This window comes from Pseudonocardia sediminis (genome assembly GCF_004217185.1).
Lineage (GTDB): Bacteria > Actinomycetota > Actinomycetes > Mycobacteriales > Pseudonocardiaceae > Pseudonocardia > Pseudonocardia sediminis.
Genome location: NZ_SHKL01000001.1, coordinates 2,046,589 through 2,066,655 on the forward strand (window position 1 = coordinate 2,046,589; position 20,067 = coordinate 2,066,655).

The 20,067-nt window shown below is 76.3% G+C and carries 18 protein-coding genes and 1 riboswitch; of the genes, 11 read left to right on the forward strand and 7 right to left on the reverse strand.

What is annotated here, in order from left to right; translation table 11 throughout:
- Position 1 precedes the first annotated feature (1 nt).
- A complete protein-coding gene (locus tag EV383_RS09650) occupies positions 2 to 634 on the reverse strand; it encodes a flavin reductase family protein (RefSeq protein WP_130289604.1) in 633 nt (210 codons plus the stop codon).
- Positions 635 to 672: 38 nt separating this feature from the next.
- Between EV383_RS09650 and EV383_RS09660 the strand changes: the two genes are divergently transcribed.
- Positions 673 to 1,881, forward strand: a complete 1,209-nt coding sequence (locus tag EV383_RS09660) for a CobD/CbiB family cobalamin biosynthesis protein (RefSeq protein ID WP_242622990.1) — start codon at positions 673 to 675, stop codon at positions 1,879 to 1,881.
- Positions 1,882 to 1,908: 27 nt separating this feature from the next.
- Here the strand turns inward: EV383_RS09660 and EV383_RS09665 are convergent, their stop codons facing one another.
- Positions 1,909 to 2,724, reverse strand: coding sequence for an SURF1 family cytochrome oxidase biogenesis protein (locus tag EV383_RS09665; protein WP_130289605.1), 816 nt, complete (start codon positions 2,722 to 2,724; stop codon positions 1,909 to 1,911).
- Positions 2,725 to 2,891: 167 nt separating this feature from the next.
- Between EV383_RS09665 and EV383_RS09670 the strand changes: the two genes are divergently transcribed.
- The 6 genes from EV383_RS09670 (at position 2,892) to cobA (ending at position 10,656) form a co-directional block, all read left to right on the forward strand.
- Positions 2,892 to 4,424, forward strand: a complete 1,533-nt coding sequence (locus EV383_RS09670) for a cobyric acid synthase (protein ID WP_130294153.1) — start codon at positions 2,892 to 2,894, stop codon at positions 4,422 to 4,424.
- Positions 4,421 to 6,643, forward strand: coding sequence for a putative cobaltochelatase (locus EV383_RS09675; protein ID WP_130289606.1), 2,223 nt, complete (start codon positions 4,421 to 4,423; stop codon positions 6,641 to 6,643). Before EV383_RS09670 ends, EV383_RS09675 begins: the two co-directional genes overlap by 4 nt.
- Before the next feature lie 73 nt (positions 6,644 to 6,716).
- Entirely contained in the window at positions 6,717 to 7,331 is a 615-nt protein-coding gene (gene cobO / locus EV383_RS09680) for a cob(I)yrinic acid a,c-diamide adenosyltransferase (protein ID WP_130289607.1), read from the forward strand.
- 4 nt (positions 7,332 to 7,335) lie between these two features.
- Positions 7,336 to 8,733, forward strand: a complete 1,398-nt coding sequence (locus tag EV383_RS09685; protein ID WP_130289608.1) for a cobyrinic acid a,c-diamide synthase CobB — start codon at positions 7,336 to 7,338, stop codon at positions 8,731 to 8,733.
- Positions 8,730 to 9,179, forward strand: a complete 450-nt coding sequence (locus EV383_RS09690; protein ID WP_130289609.1) for a cobalamin biosynthesis protein — start codon at positions 8,730 to 8,732, stop codon at positions 9,177 to 9,179. Before EV383_RS09685 ends, EV383_RS09690 begins: the two co-directional genes overlap by 4 nt.
- 241 nt (positions 9,180 to 9,420) lie before the next feature.
- Positions 9,421 to 10,656: a uroporphyrinogen-III C-methyltransferase gene (gene cobA / locus EV383_RS09695; RefSeq protein WP_130289610.1), complete on the forward strand. Its 1,236-nt coding sequence runs from the start codon at positions 9,421 to 9,423 to the stop codon at positions 10,654 to 10,656.
- A 39-nt stretch (positions 10,657 to 10,695) separates the two neighbouring features.
- Here the strand turns inward: cobA and EV383_RS09700 are convergent, their stop codons facing one another.
- On the reverse strand, positions 10,696 to 11,244 hold the full coding sequence (locus EV383_RS09700) for a Dps family protein (protein ID WP_130289611.1): 549 nt from the start codon (positions 11,242 to 11,244) through the stop codon (positions 10,696 to 10,698).
- A 140-nt stretch (positions 11,245 to 11,384) separates the two neighbouring features.
- Between EV383_RS09700 and EV383_RS09705 the strand changes: the two genes are divergently transcribed.
- Positions 11,385 to 11,870 (forward strand): MarR family winged helix-turn-helix transcriptional regulator, encoded by a 486-nt coding sequence (locus EV383_RS09705; protein ID WP_242622991.1) that lies wholly within the window; start codon positions 11,385 to 11,387, stop codon positions 11,868 to 11,870.
- A gap of 60 nt (positions 11,871 to 11,930) precedes the next feature.
- A riboswitch (cobalamin riboswitch) is annotated at positions 11,931 to 12,132 on the forward strand.
- Between the two features lie 66 nt (positions 12,133 to 12,198).
- Positions 12,199 to 12,648, forward strand: a complete 450-nt coding sequence (locus tag EV383_RS09710) for a hypothetical protein (RefSeq protein ID WP_130289613.1) — start codon at positions 12,199 to 12,201, stop codon at positions 12,646 to 12,648.
- A 6-nt stretch (positions 12,649 to 12,654) separates the two neighbouring features.
- Here the strand turns inward: EV383_RS09710 and EV383_RS09715 are convergent, their stop codons facing one another.
- Genes EV383_RS09715 through EV383_RS09730 form a run of 4 tightly spaced genes read right to left on the reverse strand, consistent with a single transcriptional unit; the run spans position 12,655 to position 18,240 of the window.
- Positions 12,655 to 13,737 (reverse strand): FecCD family ABC transporter permease, encoded by a 1,083-nt coding sequence (locus EV383_RS09715; RefSeq protein WP_242622992.1) that lies wholly within the window; start codon positions 13,735 to 13,737, stop codon positions 12,655 to 12,657.
- On the reverse strand, positions 13,734 to 14,774 hold the full coding sequence (locus tag EV383_RS09720; RefSeq protein ID WP_130289614.1) for a FecCD family ABC transporter permease: 1,041 nt from the start codon (positions 14,772 to 14,774) through the stop codon (positions 13,734 to 13,736). The genes EV383_RS09715 and EV383_RS09720 overlap by 4 nt, the downstream gene beginning before the upstream one ends.
- On the reverse strand, positions 14,771 to 16,555 hold the full coding sequence (locus EV383_RS09725; RefSeq protein ID WP_130289615.1) for an ABC transporter ATP-binding protein: 1,785 nt from the start codon (positions 16,553 to 16,555) through the stop codon (positions 14,771 to 14,773). The genes EV383_RS09720 and EV383_RS09725 overlap by 4 nt, the downstream gene beginning before the upstream one ends.
- Positions 16,552 to 18,240, reverse strand: a complete 1,689-nt coding sequence (locus EV383_RS09730; protein ID WP_130289616.1) for an ABC transporter ATP-binding protein — start codon at positions 18,238 to 18,240, stop codon at positions 16,552 to 16,554. The genes EV383_RS09725 and EV383_RS09730 overlap by 4 nt, the downstream gene beginning before the upstream one ends.
- A 234-nt stretch (positions 18,241 to 18,474) precedes the next feature.
- On the opposite strand from EV383_RS09730, the gene EV383_RS09735 reads away from it, so the two are divergent.
- Both EV383_RS09735 and EV383_RS09740 read left to right on the forward strand, forming a co-directional pair.
- Entirely contained in the window at positions 18,475 to 19,773 is a 1,299-nt protein-coding gene (locus EV383_RS09735; RefSeq protein WP_242622993.1) for a lysine N(6)-hydroxylase/L-ornithine N(5)-oxygenase family protein, read from the forward strand.
- A gap of 46 nt (positions 19,774 to 19,819) precedes the next feature.
- On the forward strand, positions 19,820 to 20,059 hold the full coding sequence (locus EV383_RS09740; RefSeq protein WP_130289618.1) for an MbtH family protein: 240 nt from the start codon (positions 19,820 to 19,822) through the stop codon (positions 20,057 to 20,059).
- The last annotated feature ends 8 nt before the right edge of the window (positions 20,060 to 20,067 follow it).

The window sequence follows — 20,067 nt, forward strand, 5'->3', positions numbered from 1 at the left end:
GTCACTTCTTCTCGAAGTGGCCCGGCCAGTTGTCGTAGGGGATCCGGCTGATCTCGATGATCTCGCCCATCCGCGACCACTCGTTCTTGCCCAGGCGCGCGAGCGGGGCGAGCTTTCCGATGTCGGGCAGCGTGTTGTCGTGGCTGTCGGTCACGAACACGTCGTCGTCGATCGCGGCGTGGGTGACCCGGCCGATCACGACCGTCGAGTTCCCGAGCTCGAGCGCGGTGTGCAGCGTGCACTCCAGCGCGACGGGGGACTCCAGGACCCGTGACGGCGTCACCGTCGCGCTCTTCTCGGCGGTCAGCCCGACCTCGGCGAACTCGCTGATCTCGGACGGGAAGTCCGTCGCCGTCGCGTTGATCTTCTCGAACATCGACTCGTTGGCCAGGCAGACCACGAACTCGCCGGTCTCGGTCGCGTTGCGCAGCGAGTCCTTCTTGCCTACCGACGTGAACTGGATCATGGGCGGGTCGACGCAGGACACCGTGAAGAACGAGTGCGGGGCGAGGTTGTCGACGCCGTCGGCCGAGCGGGTCGAGACCCACGCGATCGGTCGCGGCACGACGACGCTGGTCAGGAGCTTGTAGAACGGGCCCACGCCCATCTCGTCCGGGGTCAGGTCGGTACGCATGCCCTGATCCTCTCCCGTCTGCCCGTACGGTGCCCGACGTGCGGATCGGGGCGAGGGCGGCGGGACTTCTGATCGGCGTCGTCGCGGACGCGGTGTTCGGGGACCCGAGGCGTGGCCATCCGGTGGCGGCGTTCGGCACGGTCGCCGGAGCCCTGGAGCGGCGGGCGTGGCGCGACTCGCGGGCGGCCGGGGCCGGCTACACGGCCCTGCTGGTCGGCGGGACGGTCGGGCTCGGCGCACTCGCCGAATGGTCCGCGACGGGTCCACGGCCACGCCGGAGCGCCGGCGGGGCGCGTTCGACCGGGCCGGGCGACGCGTCATGGCGGTCGCGGGTCCCGTCCGCAGCGATGGTGCGTCCCTCGGTGGCACGAGGTCGGATCGCCGGAGCCGGTCCGCTGCCGGGTGACGCGTGGTGGTCCGCCCCGGGAGGTTCCGGCGCAACGGCGCGTCACTCGCCGGGGCACCGGGGAGATGCTGCGCGCCACTCGCGGAGCCGCCGGCGGGAGCTGGCGCAGATGCTCGTGACCGGGGCCGCGACGTGGGCCGTTCTCGGGGGGACGTCGCTGGTCCGGGAGGGGGAGCTGCTGGCCCGATCCCTCGACGGGGGCGACCTGACGGCGGCGCGGGCGCGGATCCCGCACCTGTGCGCCCGCGACCCGGAGCTGCTCGACGCGGACGGGATGGCCCGTGCCGGGGTGGAGTCGCTGGCCGAGAACACCTCCGACGCCGTCGTCGGGCCGTTGTTCTGGGGAGCGGTCGCGGGCGTGCCCGGCCTCCTCGGCTACCGCGCGGTGAACACCCTGGACGCGATGGTCGGCTACCGCTCGCCCCGGTACGCCCGCTTCGGGTGGGCCTCGGCGCGCCTGGACGACCTGGTCAACCTCGCCCCGGCCCGGGTCACGGCCGCGGTGACGGTGCTGCTCGCCCCGGTCGTCGGGGGATCGCCGGCCGACGCGCTGCGGGCCTGGCGCCGCGACGCGTCGGGGCACCCGAGCCCCAACGCCGGACCGGTCGAGGCCACCGCCGCCGGTGCGCTGGGCCTGCGCCTGGGCGGGCGGACCGAGTACGCCTACGGCGCCGAGGACCGCGCGACGCTCGGCGACGGCCGGGCACCGGCCCCGGCCGACCTGCACCGCGCCGCCCGCCTGTCCCGCCTGATCACCGTGGCCGCGACGGTCCTCGCCGCGACGACCGCCGTCGTCCACACACGAGTTCGCTCCGCCGCACACACCGTGCACGGCATGTGAGGAGGATCGAACCCGTGTGACGTCGGGTCAGGAGTGCGGGGTGGGGGTGCGGTCGTCGTCCTGGTCGCGGCCCGACAGGGCGTCGCGCAGGGAGCCCTTGGACTCCCGCTTGCCACGGCGCTGCAGGAGCTCCAGGCGGATGAAGATCACCAGTGCGACCAGGGCGACCGCGCCGAAGGTGATCCACTGCAGGCCGTAGGAGAAGTTCGTGAACGGCGCCCCGCCCGAGGGCACCACGATCGGGATCGCCCGCAGCACGCCGGGGGTGTTCTCGGCCAGCGTCACCACGCCCGTCACCGGGGTCGTGCCGGTGACCTCGGCGAAGGAGCGCGAGTCGACCGCGTAGACCTGCCGCACCCCGTTCTCGACGAGCGGGGGCCGGGCGTTCGGGTCGGTCTCGTCGACGCGCAGCCGTCCCTCGACGGTCACCGGCCCGGCCGGGGCCGGGGGATAGGTCGGCAGCGTCAGGTTCGGACCGGCCGGGACGGAGCCGCGGTCGATCGTGACGACCCGGCCGTCGGTCAGGCGCATCGCGGTCAGGACGTCGAACGCCGGGGCCGCGTCGAGCGTCCGCAGCCGGACGAGGGTCTCGGTGCCGGGCAGGAACTCGCCGGTCAGCGCCACCTGCCGCCAGACGGCGTCCGGGTCGATCTCGTCGCCGGGCACGAGCTGCGCGAACGGCACCGGCGGCGTCTCGTTCGCGGTGTCGATCGCCCGCTGCGTGGCGTCGCGCTCGGACTCGCGGCCGAACTGCCACGGCGCCAGCAGCGTGTAGCAGGCCACGACGAAGGCCAGCACCGCCACGACGAACGCGATCCACCCCGGTCGCAGCAGGAAACGCATGCCGCCAGCCTAGGCGCCCGGCACGGGCGCCCGTGCGCGGCGGCCGGGGTCGTGCGCGGACATCGTCGCCGGGGCGGCGATATCCGCGCACGGGGGCTCCCACCGGACCGGTGCCACCCGCCGACGGGTCGCGCGCCGGACCGGGGTCGATACTGCTGGGCGTGGACGTGAACGGCGCACTGCTGGTGGCGGGGACGACGTCGGACGCCGGGAAGAGTGCCGTCGTCGCCGGGATCTGCCGGTGGCTGGTGCGGCGCGGGGTGTCGGTCGCGCCGTTCAAGGCCCAGAACATGAGCAACAACTCGATCGTCACCCCGGACGGCGGCGAGATCGGCCGCGCCCAGGCCATGCAGGCGCACGCCTGCGGGATCGCCCCGAGCGTCGACCTGAACCCGGTGCTGCTCAAGCCGGGCAGTGACCGGACGTCGCAGGTCGTGGTCCGCGGAAAGGCCGACGGCCAGGTCAGCGCGCTGTCCTACCGCACGCGCACGGCGGCGCTCGCCGACGTCGTCGCCGCCTCGCTGACCGACCTGCGCTCGCGCTACGACGTCGTCGTCTGCGAGGGCGCGGGGTCCCCGGCCGAGATCAACCTGCGGGCCACCGACCTGGCCAACATGGGCCTGGCCCAGCGCGCGGACCTGCCGGTGATCGTCGTCGGCGACATCGACCGCGGCGGCGTGCTGGCCCACCTCTACGGCACCGTCGCCGTGCTGGACCCGGCCGACCAGGCCCGGATCGCCGGATTCGTGATCAACAAGTTCCGCGGCGACCCGCGCCTGCTCGAGCCCGGCCTCGACCAGCTGCGCGCGCTCACCGGACGTCCGACGTTCGGGGTGCTGCCCTGGGCCGACGGGCTCTGGCTCGACGCCGAGGACTCGCTGTCCGCCGTCGCCGACGGGATCCTCGGACGCCCGGCCGCGCCGCGCGGTGAGCAGTGGCTCCGGGTCGCGGTCGTGCGCTTCCCGCGCATCTCCAACGCCACCGACGCCGAGGCGCTGGCCTGCGAGCCCGGCGTCGCCGTCCGGTACGTGACCGAGCCGTCCCGGATCCTCGACGCCGACGTCGTCGTGCTGCCGGGGTCGAAGGCGACCGTCTCGGACCTGGCCTGGCTGCGCGCGCAGGGCCTCGCCGACGCGATCACCGCGCACGCCGCGGCCGGGAAGCCGGTGCTCGGGATCTGCGGCGGCTACCAGATGCTCGGCCGCCGGATCCGCGACCCGCACGGTGTCGAGGCCGCCCCCGGCACCGAGGTCGACGGCCTCGGCCTGCTCGGCCTGGAGATCGCCTTCGACGCCGACAAGCACCTGGGCACACCGACCGGCAACGCCTGGGGAGCGCCGGTGACCGGCTACGAGATCCACCACGGGCGCGTCGTCGCGGGTCCGGGGACCCCGCTGCTCGACGACCCGGGGGAGGGCACCGACGCCGGATGCGTCCTCGGCTCGCACTGGCACGGCCTGGCCGAGAACGACGCGTTCCGTCGCCTGCTGCTGACCCGCCTCGCCGCGCACGCCGGCCGCGACGGCTTCGCGGTGGCCGACGACACGTCGTTCGCGTACGAGCGCACCCGGCAGCTGGACCTGCTCGGTGACCTGGTGGAACAGCACACGGACACCGCCGCACTTGAACAGGTGATCCGAGATGGGGCGCCGCGTGATCTCCCGGTGCTGGCCTCCGGCATGGCAGTGTCGCGGGCGTGAGTGCCCCCGCCGTCCCCGTCACGCCCCCGTCAGCGCCCCGGTTCCCGTTCTCGGCCGTCGTCGGGCACGACGACCTGCGCCTGGCGCTGCTGCTCAACGCCGTGCACCCGGGCGTCGGCGGCGTGCTGGTACGGGGGGAGAAGGGCACCGCGAAGTCGACGGCGGTGCGCGCGCTCGCGGCGCTGCTGCCGGATCTGGTGGTGGTGACCGGGTGCCGGTTCGGCTGTGACCCGGACGTCCCCGACCCGGCCTGCCCGGACGGCCCGCACACCACCGGCTCCGCCCGCGCGACCCGGCCCGCGCGCCTGGTCGAGCTCCCGGTCGGCGCGACCGAGGACCGGCTGATCGGCTCGCTGGACCTGGAGAAGGCGCTGTCCGAGGGCACCCGCGCCTACCAGCCCGGCCTGCTCGCCGACGCCCACCGCGGGGTGCTCTACGTCGACGAGGTCAACCTCCTGCACGACCACCTCGTCGACCTGCTCCTCGACGCCGCCGCCATGGGCCGCGCGCACGTCGAGCGCGACGGGGTGTCGATCTCGCACGCGGCGCGGTTCCTGCTGGTCGGGACGATGAACCCGGAGGAGGGCGAGCTCCGGCCCCAGCTGCTGGACCGGTTCGGGCTGACCGTCGAGGTCCGCGCGTCGCGGGAGGTGGACACCCGGGTCGAGGTGATGCGCCGCCGGATCGCGTTCGAGGACGACCCGGCCGGGTTCGCCGACCACTGGGCCGACGCCGAGGCGGAGACCGCGCAGCGTCTGGTCGAGGCACGCGCGAGGGTCGCGGACGTGGTCGTCGACGACCGGGAGCTGCGCCGGATCGCCTCGGTCTGCGCCTCCTTCGACGTCGACGGCATGCGCGCCGACCTGGTGATCACCCGCGCGGCCGCGGCGCACGCGGCCTGGCGCGGCGCGGACGCGGTGACCGAGGACGACGTGCGTGTCGCGGCCCGGCTCGCGCTGCCGCACCGCCGTCGCCGGGACCCGTTCGACGAGCCCGGCATCGACGAGTCCGACCTCGACGACGCCCTGCGCGACGCCGCCGACCAGCTCGACGACGACCCCGAACCGGACCCGGAGCCGCCGGAGGGTGGGAAGCCGGAGGACGGGGACCCCGAGGCCGACGCGGGGGAGCCCGACCCCGGCACCGACGCAACCCCGCCCGGGCCGCAGAAGCCGCGGAACGACGCCTCGAACGGGCCGTCCGGGACCGCCGACGACGCGAGTGGTCCCCTCGGGACACCGCCGGAGCCGGCCACGGACGGACCCGCCGAGCCCGACGCCCGGCCCGACGGGGAGCCCGGCCCCGGCGAGGACGGCGACCCCCGCCCCGGCGGCGACGGGGACGGCCGCGCCGTGACCCTCGGCGCCGCGTCCCGCCTCAGGCCGTCCACCGCGCGCCGGTTCCAGGTCCCCGGCCTCGGCGCCGGAGCACCCGGGCGTCGCTCCCGGGCCCGGACCGACACCGGCCGCGTGGTCCGTCCCTCCGACGCCGCCACCACCCGGGCCGCCGACCTGCACGTCCCCGCGACCGTGCTGGCCGCTGCCCCGCACCAGCGCGCCCGCGGGCGCAGCGGCCCCGGCCTGCTCCTGGCCCGCGACGACCTGCGCCGCGCCGAGCGGGAGGGCCGCGAGGGCAACCTGGTGCTCTTCGTCGTCGACGCGTCCGGGTCGATGGCCGCACGGCGCCGGATGGAGGCCGTCTCCGGTGCCGTCCTGGGCCTGCTGCGCGACGCCTACCAGCGCCGGGACAAGGTCGGGCTGGTGACGTTCCGGGCTCGCACCGCCGAGCTGGCGCTGCCGCCGACCTCGTCCGTGCCGACCGCGCAGGCCCGCCTCGCGCGGCTGCGCACCGGGGGCCGGACCCCGCTGGCCGAGGGTCTGCTCAAGGCACGCACGGTGCTCGCCACGGAACGCCTGCGCGACCCCCGGCGTCGCCCGCTGCTGGTGCTGCTCACCGACGGCCGGGCCACCGTGCCCGCCCGTCCCGGTGGGGACCCGGTCGCCGACGCCCGCCGCGCCGCCGCACTGCTCGGCGCGGACGGGACGCACACCGTCGTCGTCGACTGCGAGTCCGGGCACGTGCGGCTCGGGCTCGCCGGACCGCTCGCGGCCGCGGCCGGGGGCACGGTCGTCACGCTCGACGAGCTGTCCGCGGACGGGGTCGGCGACGTCGTCCGGGCGGCCCGCTCTGGCCCCGACGGGACCGGGCGCGCCGCGTGATCCCGCCGCACACCGCCACCCAGCACACCGCCACGCCGTACACCGCCGCCCGCGACCACGAGGAGGAGCGACCATGCCCCAGGGACAGGTGACGTCGGTTCCCGCCGACGGGCTGACCACCCGCCAGCGCCGCAACCGTCCGTTGCTGGTGGTGCACACCGGCGTCATGAAGGGGAAGTCGACGGCCGCGTTCGGCCTCGCGCTGCGCGGCTGGACGCAGGGCTGGTCGATCGGGGTGTTCCAGTTCGTGAAGTCGGCGAAGTGGAAGGTCGGCGAGGAGGAGGCGTTCCGCGCGCTGGGCCGGGTGCACGAGCAGACCGGCGAGGGCGGGCCCGTCGAGTGGCACAAGATGGGCGCCGGCTGGAGCTGGTCGCGCAAGTCCGGCACCGAGGACGACCACGCCGCGGCCGCCGCCGAGGGCTGGGCCGAGATCCGGCGCCGGATCGAGGCCCAGACCCACCAGGTCTACGTCCTCGACGAGTTCACCTACCCGATCAAGTGGGGCTGGGTCGACGTGCACGAGGTCGTCGAGGTGCTCGCCGCCCGCGAGGGACGCCAGCACGTGATCGTCACCGGCCGCGACGCCGCCCCGGAGCTGGTCGAGGCCGCGGACCTGGTGATGGAGACCTCCAAGGTCAAGCACCCGATGGACGCCGGTCAGAAGGGTCAGCGGGGGATCGAGTGGTGACGCCGTGAGTACGGCACGGACCGTCGTGCTGGCGGCGCCGTCGTCGGGCAGCGGGAAGACCACCGTCTCGACGGGGCTGATGGCCGCGCTCGCGCGGCGCGGGACCCGGGTGGCGCCGTTCAAGGTCGGGCCCGACTACATCGACCCCGGCTACCACACCCTCGCCGCCGGGCTGCCCGGCCGGAACCTCGACCCGGTGCTGGTCGGCACCGACCGGATCGCGCCGCTGGCCCGGCACGGGTCCGCCGGTGCGGACGTCGCCGTCGTCGAGGGCGTGATGGGGCTGTTCGACGGCCGGATCGCCGACGGGGCGGGGTCGACGGCGCAGGTCGCGGCGCTGCTCGGGGCCCCGGTCGTGCTGGTGGTGGATGTGCGCGGGCAGTCGCGCAGCCTGGCGGCGCTGCTGCACGGCTTCCGCTCGTTCGACGCCGACATCGACGTGGCCGGGGTGATCCTCAACCGGGTCGGCAGCCCGCGGCACGTCGAGGTGCTGACCGCGGCGGCCGACGAGGCCGGGCTGCCGGTGCTCGGGGCGGTGCCGCGCCGCGCGGAGCTGGTCGTGCCGTCGCGGCATCTCGGTCTGGTCACCGCGGCCGAGCACGGCGCGGCCGCGCGGGCGGCGGTCGACGCGATGGCCGAGCTCGTCGCGACCCACGTCGACCTCGACGCCGTCGTGGCGACGGCGCGGCCGCTGCCGGAGGGCCCGGTCTGGGACCCCGGTGCCGAGATCGCCCGGGTGCGGGCCGCCTCCGGAGACGGGCCGGCCGCCCGGGGACCGGTGATCGCTGTCGCCGGGGGGCCGGCGTTCGGGTTCGGTTACACCGAGCACGCCGAGCTGCTGCGTGCCGCCGGTGCCGAGGTGGCGCTCGTCGACCCGCTGCGCGACGGGTCGCTGCCCGAGGGCACCGCCGGGCTGGTCCTGCCCGGCGGGTTCCCCGAGGAGCACGTCGCCGCGCTCGGGGCGAACGCGCCGTTGCGGACCGCGATCGCGGCGCTGGCCGGGACCGGCGCGCCGGTGCACGCCGAGTGCGGCGGGCTTCTCTACCTGTGTCGCGAGCTCGACGGCGTGGAGATGTGCGGGGTGCTGCCGGCGACCGGCGCGATGACCGAGCGGCTGACGCTGGGCTACCGCGAGGCCGTCGCCGTGACGGGGTCGTCGGTGTTCGACGAGGGGAGCCGGGTCTCCGGGCACGAGTTCCACCGGTGCGCGGTGACGCCGCGGGCCGGGCACGGGACCGGGGACGGAGGCCCGGCCTGGGCCTGGCGCGCGGCCGAGCCGGAGGGCTTCGTGCAGGGCGGCGTGCACGCCTCGTTCCTGCACACCCATCCGGCCGGCAACCCGGACGCGGTCGCCCGGTTCGTCACCGCCGCGAGCCGGGCGGACGCGGCCGCCCCCGCGTGACCGGACCGCACCCGGAGCCGGGCCCGGGGCCGGAGCCCGGGTCGGGCCTCGTGGTCGGGATCGGGGCGCGGCGCGGGGTCACGGCCGGGGCGGTGCGCGCGCTGCTGGACCGGGTCGCCGCCGAGCACGGGCTCGACCTCGCCGGGGCGGTGGTCGCGACCCTGGAGACCAAGCTCGACGAGCCGGGCCTGCGGGACGCGGTGACGGGGTCCACGCTCCTCGGCCTCCCCGCCGAGGTGCTGGCCGGCGTCACGGTGCCGCACCCGAATGATCGGGCCGAGCGGGCCGTCGGCACTCCGAGCGTCGCCGAGGCGGCGGCGCTGCACGCGGCGGGGCGGTCGGCCGGGGACGGGGCAGTGGTGACGCTCGTCGTGCCCAAGACCGCCGGCGACGGTGTGACGGTCGCCGTCGCGAGCTACCGCCGACACCGCCGGAACGGTCCCTGAACAGCGGCGACACCGGCACAAGAGGGGCCGGGCAGGTGTGTCGAGTACCTCGCGGGCTCGGTCGGAGCATGCATCGGTCGTTATGCTCACCCCTTCAGCCGTCGTGTGGGAACCCGGTGCGAGTCCGGGGCGGTCCCGCCACTGTCACCGGGCACGCCCCTCACCGGGCGCGACCGGGAGCCAGACCTCACCCACGGCGTACGCACCGCTGCCGGGCGTGGACACCCGGGGAAGGAGCGCCGTGAACCGCGCGCACGAGCAGTACCTGGTCGGTCTCGACCTGGCCGGACGGCGGGTCGTCGTGGTCGGGGGAGGGCAGGTCGCCCAGCGCCGGGTCGCGAAGCTCATCGCCTCCGGAGCGGTGGTCGAGGTCGTCTCGCCCGAGGTGACCCCGGCCGTCGAGGGCATGGCCGCGGCCCGCGAGATCGCCTGGACGCCGCGTCGCTTCGACGACGGCGACCTCGAGGGCGCCTGGTACGCGATCGCGGCGACCGACGACCCGGCCGTGAACCAGCAGGTCACCTCCGAGGCCGACCGTCACCGCATCTTCTGCGTCCGCGCCGACGACGGCCAGGCCGGCACCGCGGTCACGCCCGCGACCGGCGAGTTCGACGGGCTCACCGTCGGCGTGCTGGCCCGCGGCGCGCACCGGCGCTCGGCCGCGGTCCGGACCGCCCTGGTCGAGGCGCTGCAGGCCGGCGTCGTCGACGACTCCGCGGAGGACCCGCTGCCCGGCGTCGCGCTGGTCGGCGGCGGCCCCGGCGACCCGGAGCTGATCACCGTGCGCGGGCGGCGGCTGCTCTCCCGCGCCCAGGTCGTCGTGGCCGACCGGCTCGGCCCGCGCGACCTGATCGACGAGCTCTCCCCGGACGTCGAGGTGATCGACGCCTCGAAGATCCCCTACGGCCGCGCGATGGCCCAGCAGCGGATCAACGAGCTGCTGGTCGAGCACGCGAAGGCGGGACGGTTCGTGGTGCGCCTCAAGGGCGGCGACCCGTTCGTCTACGGGCGCGGGTTCGAGGAGGTGCAGGCGTGCGCCGAGGCCGGGGTCCCGGTGACGGTCGTTCCCGGCATCACCAGCGCGTTCGCCGCCCCGGCGCTGGCCGGGGTCCCGGTGAGCCACCGCGGGGTGGCGCACGAGATCGTCGTCGTCTCCGGGCACGTCGCCCCGGACGACCCGCGCAGCCTCACCGACTGGGAGGCACTGGGCCGGATGACCGGCACCGTAGTGCTGATGATGGCGGTGGAGCGGATCGGGGTGTTCGCCGACGTGCTCGTCGCGAACGGGCGCCCGGCCGACACCCCCGTCGTGATCGTCCAGGACGGGACGACGCGCATACAGCGCACCGTGCGGGCCACCCTCGCCACGGCCGGCCGCGTCGCGAAGGACGAGGAGGTCAGCCCACCCGCGATCGTGGTGATCGGGCCGGTGGCCGGGCTGGACGCGCCCGGGCCCGGCGGTGCGGGAGCCGCGTAGCCCCCGCGCCGCACCGGCCCGGCGTGGCGGTGCCGGGTGTCAGGACGCCGCGGCGGCGTCGTTCTCGGTGGAGGCCCCGGCCTGGCTCAGCGTGCCGTCGGCGCTCTCCAGGTGCGCGCGGACGAACCACTGGTACTGCTCGAGGTCCGCCGACTGCCCGGTCAGCATGTCCTCGGTCACGTGGTCGATCTTGCCGGTGCTGTCGATCGCGGCCCGGTGGTCGCCGACGACGCCGGAGTAGACGAGGTCGAGCGCGCCCAGGTGCTTGATCGCGGCGCCGCGGCCGATCGAGTAGTCGTCCCAGCTGCGGGCGGCGACGAGGGCGCCGGGCGTGCCGGTCGGCGAGCCGCCGAGGGTCGCGATGCGCTCGGCGACGGCGTCGACCATCTCGCGCACGCCGTCGACCTGCGGGTCGAGCATGGTGTGCACGGCGATGAAGTGCGGGCCCACGACGTTCCAGTGGACGTGCTTGAGCGTCAGCGCGAGGTCGTTGAGGGCGTTGAGGCGGTCCTGCAGGATGCGGACGACCTCACCGGCCTGGTCGCGCTCGATGCCGGGAACGGTGTACTGGACGGTGTCGGTCGACACGTGGTGTCCTCTCGAAGTGATGGCGGGTCACGGGACGGACGTCGTCCGGCCGTGACCGTCGGACTTCCCGCCTACCCCGCCCGCGGCCGGTCATGCACGCGAGTCGTGCGAAGCCGATTACCGAGTGCGACCATCGACGGGTGAGCCCATCGCCCGCCCCGCCCGACGGGGACGCCCTCGTCGACGCCGTGATGACGGCCAGCCGTGCGCTGCTGGCGGTCGCCGCGCGGTCGGTGGCGGCGGTCGACGAGGACGTCACGTTGCCGCAGTACCGGACGCTGGTCGTGCTCGCCCAGTACGGGGCCCGCCGTCCCGCGGACCTGGCCGCCTCGCTGTCGGTGACCCCGTCCACCGCGACCCGGATGTGCGACCGCCTGGTGGCGAAGGGCCTGATCGACCGCGAGCGGTCCGACGACGACCGGCGGGCCGTCGGGGTCGCGCTGACCAGGGCGGGGGAGGACCTGGTGCGTGACGTCACCGGCCGCCGCCGCAAGGAGCTCGGCACCCTGCTCGGCGCGATGCCCGAGAGCGGCCGTCTCGCCGTCGTGGAGGCCCTGCGGTCGTTCGCCGCCGCGGCCGGGGAGATCCCGGAGACGGAGTGGGCGGTCGCACCGACCCCGCTGTGACGTTGCGCCGGTAGGCCGGTCGGGACCGGGTCCGGGTTGACCACCGCGCCCCGCCGTGGTGATGTCGTCGGCGACGACGGTGCAGGAAGCCGGTGCGAATCCGGCGCGGTCCCGCCACTGTCATCGGGGAGCACGTCCCACCGCGGCCCCGTTCCTCCGGGGACGGGACGTCGTGGACGGTCACTGCCGGTACCCACCGGTGGGAAGACCGGGCCGTGCGGATCCGGGAAGCCAGGAGACTGGCCGTCGTCGCGCGGTATCGGTGGGCGCGAGGCCCGCGGAGCCGCGGATCCGACGGCAGAGGGCGCGGACCCTCGAGGAGGCCACGATGACCGGCGACGGTCCTGCTACCACCCCTGCCCGCGCGGGCACGCTCGTCGTGCTCGGCGCGACCGGTCCGGCCGGATCCTCCGACGGCGGATCCTCCGACGCCGGGCCGTCCGGCCCCGAGCGGGCCGCCGACCTGCTCGCCGCGGCCGACGTCGTGTTCACCGGTCCGGCCGGGCCCGGCGCCGATCCCGAGTCGACGGTGCTGTTCTACGTCGAGGCCTGGCGGGTCGAGCCGGTCCGCCCGGGCGAGGCGGCACGGCGGATCGCCGAGGTGCTCGACGGCGCCCCGGGGCGGGTCGCGGTGCTGGTGACGGCCGGGCCGCCGTCCGCCGACACCGCCATGACCGCCGCGCTGGACGGCCTGCGGCACACGGCTCCCGGGATCCGGGTCCGGGACACCGGCGCGGTCGCGCTGCTGCCCCCGCGCCGGGTGCCGCTCGGGTCCTGACCCCGCTCAGACGCGGGCGGACCGCCCGCGGACCAGCAGCCAGATCAGGTACGGGGCGCCGATCGCGGCGGTGACGATCCCGACCGGAAGCTCCGCGGGGAGCACGGTGCGCGCGATCAGGTCGGAGACCACCACCAGCAGCCCGCCGTAGACGGCGGAGGCGAGCAGCGGCGGGCGCGGCGCCCCGACCAGCCGCAGGCAGATCTGCGGCACGACCAGCGCGACGAACGCGATCGGGCCGGCGCTGGCGGTGGCCACCGCCGTCAGCGCGACGGCCAGCACGATCAGCGCGGACCGTGCCACGTTCACCCGCACGCCGAGGGCGGTCGCGGTGTCGTCGCCGAACTGCAGCGCGCCGAGCCCGAACGCCAGCAGCAGCGCGACCGGCACCAGCACCAGCAGCGCGATCGACACCGGGACGACGTTCTCCCAGCCGCGGGCGTTGAGGCTGCCGGTGAGCCACACCGTGGCGCGGGCGGCGTCACCGATCCGGGCGGCGATGAGCAGCCAGGACGTCACCGCCGTCGCGGCCGCCCCCACCCCCACCCCGACCAGCACGAGGCGGTAGCCGTCGATGCCGCGCCGCCACGCCAGGCCGTAGACCAGCCCGGCGGTGAGCAGCCCGCCGGCCAGCGAGGCGAGCGGCAGCCCGGCCGCGGACAGCGCGACGGTGGACGAACCGCCGCCGAGGACGATCACCACCACCGCCGCGGTGCCGGCGCCTGCGGTGACGCCGAGGATGTCCGGGCTGGCCAGCGGGTTGCGGGCGACGGTCTGGGTGATCGCCCCGCCGATCCCGAGCGCGGCCCCGACCAGCGCCCCGGTCAGCGACCGGGGCAGCCGCAGCTGCCAGACGACGAACTGCTGCCCGCGGGTGCCGCCCCCGGCCAGCGCGGCCAGCACGTCGCCCAGCGGGATGGGGAAGTCGCCGCGCCCGACGTTCACCGCGACGGCCAGCACCAGCAGCACGAGCCCGGCCGCGGTCACCGCCAGCATCCGCGGGCGCCAGACCCCGGACAGGCCGCGCCAGCGCAGCGCGGGGCGTCCCGCCACGGTCACGGCGGACGCGGCGGGAGCCGGGGCGCTCACAGCGACGCCATCCGCCGTCGCCGCACCAGCGCGACGAAGAACGGCGCGCCGACCAGAGCGAGCACGATCCCGACCTCCAGCTCTCCGGGGCGCACCACGACCCGCCCGATGACGTCCGCGGTCAGCAGCAGCACCGCGCCCGCCAGCCCGGACGCGGGCACCAGCCAGCGCTGGTCCGGCCCGGTGACGGCGCGGCAGACGTGCGGCACGATCAGACCGACGAACGCGATCGGCCCGCACGCCGCGACCGCCGACCCGGTGAGCAGCGTGATCGCGGCCAGACCGGTCCAGCGGACCCGGGTGAGGTTCGTCCCGAGCCCGCGCGCGACGTCCTCGCCGAGCGCCAGCAGATTGAGCCCCGGCGCGTTGATGAGCCCCAGCAGCACCCCGGCGGCCAGGAACGGCGCGACGTCGACGGCGATCGTGGCGTCCCGCCCGGCCAGCGAGCCGACCGCCCAGAACCGGAACGCGTCCAGCGTCGCGGCGTCGCTGAGCACCATCGCCGAGGTGAACGAGCCGAGCAGGGCGCTGATCGCGACCCCGGCCAGGGCGAGCGTCACCGGCGTCGCCCCGCCCCGGCCGGCCGCCCCGACGGCGAACACGACCGCGCTCGCGGCGAACGCGCCGACGAAGGAGAACCAGACGTAGCCGTACAGGTTCGTGACGCCCAGCACGGAGATGCCGAGCACGACCAGGAACGCCGCCCCCGCCTCGACGCCGAGCAGGCCCGGGTCGGCGAGCGGGTTGCGGGTGTGGCCCTGGATCAGCGCCCCGGCCATGCCCAGCGCGATCCCGACCACCACGCCGAGGAACGTCCGCGGCATCCGCAGCGTCCGGACGACGGTGTCGGCGTCGGAGTCGGTGGGGGAGACGATCGCGGTCCAGACCAGCCGCAACGGGATCGGGTTCGCGCCCACGGCGAGACTGAGCAGGCACAGCGCCACGATCGCGACCACGAGCGCGGCGACGAGCCCGACCCGGCGCGCGCGCAGGCTCCCCGTCCGCGGTGCGGCAGGGCGGGGCGGGGCCGCGGTCACGGCGCCACCCGGGCGCCGGTCCACGCCGACCACAGCTGCGCGTAGCGGCCACCCGCGGCGACCAGCTCGTCGTGCGTGCCCCGCTCGACGACCCGGCCGCCGTCGAGGACGACGACCGCGTCCGCGTCGACCGCCTGGGTCAGCCGGTGCGCCACCACGACGGCGGTCCGCCCGCGGGTGGCCCGGCGGGCGGCGGCGTCGAGCACCCGGGCGCCGGCGCTGCCGGCCTCGGCGGTGGCCTCGTCCAGGACGACGACCGGCGCGTCGGTGAGGATCAGCCGGGCCAGGGCGAGCTGCTGGGACTGCTGCGCGGTCAGCGTCTGCCCACCCGCGCCGACGACGGTCGCGGTGCCGTCGGGCAGGGCCAGCGCCCACTCCCGGGCGCCGACGGCGTCGAGTGCGTCGAGGAGCTCGTCGTCGGTCGCGGCGGGGCGGGCCAGGCGCAGGTCCTGGGCCAGGGTGCCGGCGAACACGTGCACGTCCTGGGTGACCATCGCGACGGTGGCCCGCAGCACGTCGGGGCCCTGCTCGGCGGGGGTGACCCCACCGATCCGGACCCGCCCGCGGGTGGGGGTGTGCACACCGGCCACGAGCCGGGCCAGCGTCGTCTTGCCCGCGCCGCTGGCCCCGACGAGGACGACCGTGGAGCCGTCGGGCACCTCGAGGTCGACGCCGTCGAGCACGTCGTGCCCGGGGCGGTAGGCGTGCCCGAGCCCGTCGGCCCCGATCCGCGCGCCGTCGGGGTGCCGCGGGTGCTCCGGGGCCGGCGGCTCGGGCAGGTCGGCGACGCCGACGATCCGGGCCAGCCCGGCCGCCGCGGACTGCGCGGTGTCGAGCAGGAACAGCACCTGGTTGACCGGTCCGAACAGCCCGACGAAGTACAGCGCCGCCGCGGTGGCCGTGCCGACGGTGACCGTCCCCGACCCGACGAGGGCGAACCCCGCGCCGAGCACGGCCGCGATCCCGATGAACTCGGCCCCGTTGAGCCGCCCGAAGAAACCGGTCTGCAGCCGCACCACCCCGAGCGCGACCTGCACGACGTCCTCGGAGCGGGCGTGCACCCGCCGGGTGTGCTCCGGGTCGAGGCCGAGCGCGCGCACCGTGGCGACCCCGCCGACGGTGTCGAGCAGCTGCTGCTGCTGGGCGCCGGCGGCGGTCCGCTCGCGGGCGTAGAGCGAGGTCGACCGGCGCAGGTACCAGCGCGCGGTCAGCACCTGGACCGGCGCCGCGCACAGCGCGGCGAGCAGGAACCGCCGGTCCAGCGCGGCGAGGCCGACGAGGGTCAGGCAGATCAGCAGCCCGGCGCGGGCGATCTCCGGGACCGCCTCGCGCGCCGCCTCGCCGACCACCGCGACGTCCTCGGTGACCCGCGAGGTCAGGTCGCCCGCCCCGGCCCGCTCGACGCGTTCCAGCGGCAGACCCAGGGCGCGCTGCACGAAGGTCTCCCGCAGGTCGGCGAGCATGCTCTCGCCGACGCGGGCGACCAGGGCCAGGCCCAGCACCGCCAGCGCGCCCTGCACCAGGGCGGCCGCGGCGAGGAGCAGCACCGGCCCGGTCACCGCCGACGCCGGGGCGCGCTCGGCGACCAGGTCGACGATCCGCCCGAGCAGCGGCGCGACGACGAGGCTGACCGCGGCGTCGGCGACGAGCGCGGCGACGGCGGCGACCGCGGTGCCCCGCCGCGTGCGCAGCAGCGCGCCCAGCACGCCGAGGATCCGGCGGCGGTCCGCGGTCGGGAGCAAGTCCCGCGGGGCGGGGGTACCGGGCGCGGGGGCGCTCACGTCGTCACCGCCGTCCGGTAGTCCTCGCGGCCCATCAGCTCGTCGTGGCGGCCGCTGACGGTGACCCGGCCCCCGGAGAGCACCACGACCCGGTCGGTGCGGGCCAGCAGCGCCGGGCTGCTGGTGACGACGACGGTCGTGCGCCCGTCCCGCAGCGCGCGGACCCCGTCGGCGACCAGCGCCTCGGTCACCGGGTCCAGCGCCGTCGTCGGGTCGTGCAGCACCAGCACCGGCGGGCCGGCGGCGAGCGCGCGGGCCAGCGCGACCCGCTGGCGCTGCCCGCCCGAGAGCGACGCCCCCTGCTCGGCGACGGCGGTGTGCCCGCCCTCGGGCAGCGCGGCGGCGACCTGGTCGGCGGCCGCGGCGGCCAGTGCCGGTGCCGGGTCGGCCCCCGGCGCGGCGGCGGCGCGGACGTTGTCGTCGAACGTGCCGGCGAAGAGGACCGCGTCGTGCGCGCACACCAGGACGGCGGCCCGGGCCGCCCGCGGCGGGTGCTCGCCCAGGGCCGTCCCGTCCAGCTCGACCGTGCCGTGCTCCGGGTCGGCCTCCCGGCCCAGGCAGGCCAGCAGCGCCACCGCGTCGCCCGGGTCCGTCGCCAGCACGCCCACGTGCTCGCCGGCGGCGACGTCGAGGTCGACCCCGTGCAGCGGTCCGTGCGTCAGCCCGCGCACCGTCAGCGCGCCGGGCACCACCGCCGGGACGGGCCGGCCCCCGTCGCCGACGGCGGGTTCGGCGGCGAGCACGGCCGCGATCCGGCCGGCCGAGGCCCGGGCCTGGGCCAGCTTCGCGTTCACCCAGCCCAGGGTCTCCATCGGCTCGACCAGGAACTGGGCCAGCCCGACGGCGGCGACCAGCCCGCCGACGGTGATCGCGCCGTCGAGCGCCAGCCGGCCCCCGACGAGTGCGACCAGGGCGAGGAACAGCCCGTTCGCGGCCAGCACCGCACCGGAGTAGCCGGCCTGGGCCCGGGTCGCGCGCAGCGTCGCCGCCAGCGCGCCGCGGCTGGTCGCGCAATAGCGGGCCACGGCGGCCGGACCGGCGCCCAGGCCGGTCAGCACCCGCACCCCGGCGACCAGGTCCGCGGCCACTCCGGAGGCCTCCGCGGCCCGCTCCTGCTCGCGCTCCGACCGGCTCTCCAGCGGTCGCCCGAGCAACCCGACCAGGTAGAGCAGCGGCGGCGTGCCGAGCAGGATCAACAGCCCGAGCGGGACCGAGATGACCAGCAGCGACACCGCGGCCACCCCGAGCGCGGCCAGCGATGCGATCCCCAGCGGCAGCACGAAGTTGACCACCCCGACCCGTTTGGCGTCCGCCGTCGCGATCGCGACCAGCTCACCCGGCGGGCGCCCGGCCTCGGCCCCGCCGCGCGGGTCCAGGACCCGGACGGTGAGCATCATGCGCAGACGCTGGTCGGCCCGGATGTCGGCCAGCCAGGCCCGTCGCGCGCCCCACCGGTAGCTGAACGAGAGCATCAGGAAGTCCAGGCCGAGCACGCCCAGCCACAGGGCCAGCGCCACCGGGTCGCCGGTGGTCACCGCCTCGTCGATCACGACGCCGACCAGCACCGGGACCAGGGCCTCGCCGGCCTGGTGGCCGCAGAACAGCACCGCGGCCGCGGACACCGTCCCGCGTTGCGCCGCAACGGAACCGCGCAGCACGCGACGACCCGGCCGATCGCGTGCCATCCGGGTTCTCCGCTCACTGCGTCGGGGTGGTGCGACGCCGACGATCATCCGAAGGGTCGCCTCACCTTACGCAGGTCCGATCCGCAGATCGATACGCCGAACGCAGTATTGAACTGAGGCTTACCTCGGGTAAGGGTAAGCACGGCGCGAGCACGGGTCTCGAGCCCGGAGAGGGTCGGGATGTCGGGGTCGGGATCGGGTGTCATCGGTGTGCCCGGGCGAGGTTCGTCCACGGTGCACGACGTCGTGGGGGTCGGGTTCGGTCCGTCGAACCTGGCGCTGGCGGTCGCGTTGCACGAGCAGGGGCACGGCCTGTCGGTGCGGTTCGTGGAACGCCAGGCGAGGTTCGGGTGGCATCGCGGGATGCTGCTCGACGACGCCCGCATGCAGGTCTCGCACTTCCACGACCTGGCCACCCTGCGCGACCCGGCGAGCCGCTTCGGGTTCCTGAGCTATCTCGGGGAGCGGGGCCGGCTCGCGGAGTTCGTCCGCTACGGCACCGCGTTCCCCACCCGGGCCGAGTTCCACGACTACCTGGAGTGGGCCGCGGCCCGCTTCGCGCACCAGGTCGACTACGGCACCGCGGTGACCTCGCTGGCCGAGGTGCCCGGCGAGCCGGGCCTGCTCGACGTGCACACCTCCACGGGCGCCGCGCTGCGCACGCGGGCGGTCGTGCTGGCGACGGGCGCGGTCCCGCACCTGCCCGACGGTGTCGTCCCCGGTCCCCGCGTCTGGCACAGCGACGAGCTGCTCGAGCGGGTGGACACGCTGTCCGATCCGCGCCGTCTCGTCGTGGTGGGCGCCGGTCAGAGCGCCGCGGAGGCGGCCGAGTACCTGCACGGGCGCTTCCCCGCGGCCCAGGTCTGCGCGGTGTTCACCCGCTACGGCTACAGCCCGGCCGACGCCACCGCGTTCTCGAACGGGGTGTTCGCGCCGTCCGGTGTGGACGCCTTCACGCTCGCCCCGCCCGAGGTCCGGCAGATGATCACCGGGTACCACGCGAACACCCACCGGTCGGTGGTCGACCCGGGGCTGATCGAGCGGCTCTACCGGCGGCACTACCACGAGCGGGTCGCCGGGCGGGAGCGTCTGCGGCTGCACAACCTGAGCCGCGTCGCCGGCGTCGCCCCGGCTCCCGACGGTGCCCGGGGCCCGGGTGACGGGCCGCTGCGGGTGTCGGTGGAGTCGCTGGGCGACGGCCGGTGCGAGGTCCTCGCCGCGGACGCGGTCGTCTACGCCACCGGCTACCGGCCGGGACCGCCCTGGGCCCTGCTCGGCGACCTCGGCGCGCACTGCGAGCGCGACCCCGAGGGGCTCGGGGTGATCGGGCCGGACCACCGGCTGCGCACCGGGCCCGGCCTGCGGGCCGCGATCCACCTGCAGGGCCCGACCGAGCACGTCCACGGACCGTCGTCGACGGGTCTGTCCACCGTGGCCGTGCGGGCGGGCGGGATCGCCGCGGCGCTGGCCCGCCACGCGGCGGGCCCCGGGGCCGACCCCGCCCCGCTGGCCGACAGCACCGCCTCCGCCTGACCTCCCCGGACACCCCGCACCACCCCTCGACGACAGGAGCCGACCCATGTCCACCAACCCCTTCGACGACGAGGACGGCACGTTCCTCGCGCTGGTCAACGACGAGGGCCAGTACTCGCTGTGGCCGGAGTTCGTGCCGGTCCCCGAGGGCTGGACCACCGCCCACGGGCCCGCCCCGCGCGCGGAGTGCCTGGAGCACATCGAGACCCACTGGACCGACATGCGCCCGCGCAGCCTGGTCGTCGCCAGCGGTGAGGCGGCCGACGGGCCCGCCCCGGTCGACTGACCCGCTCC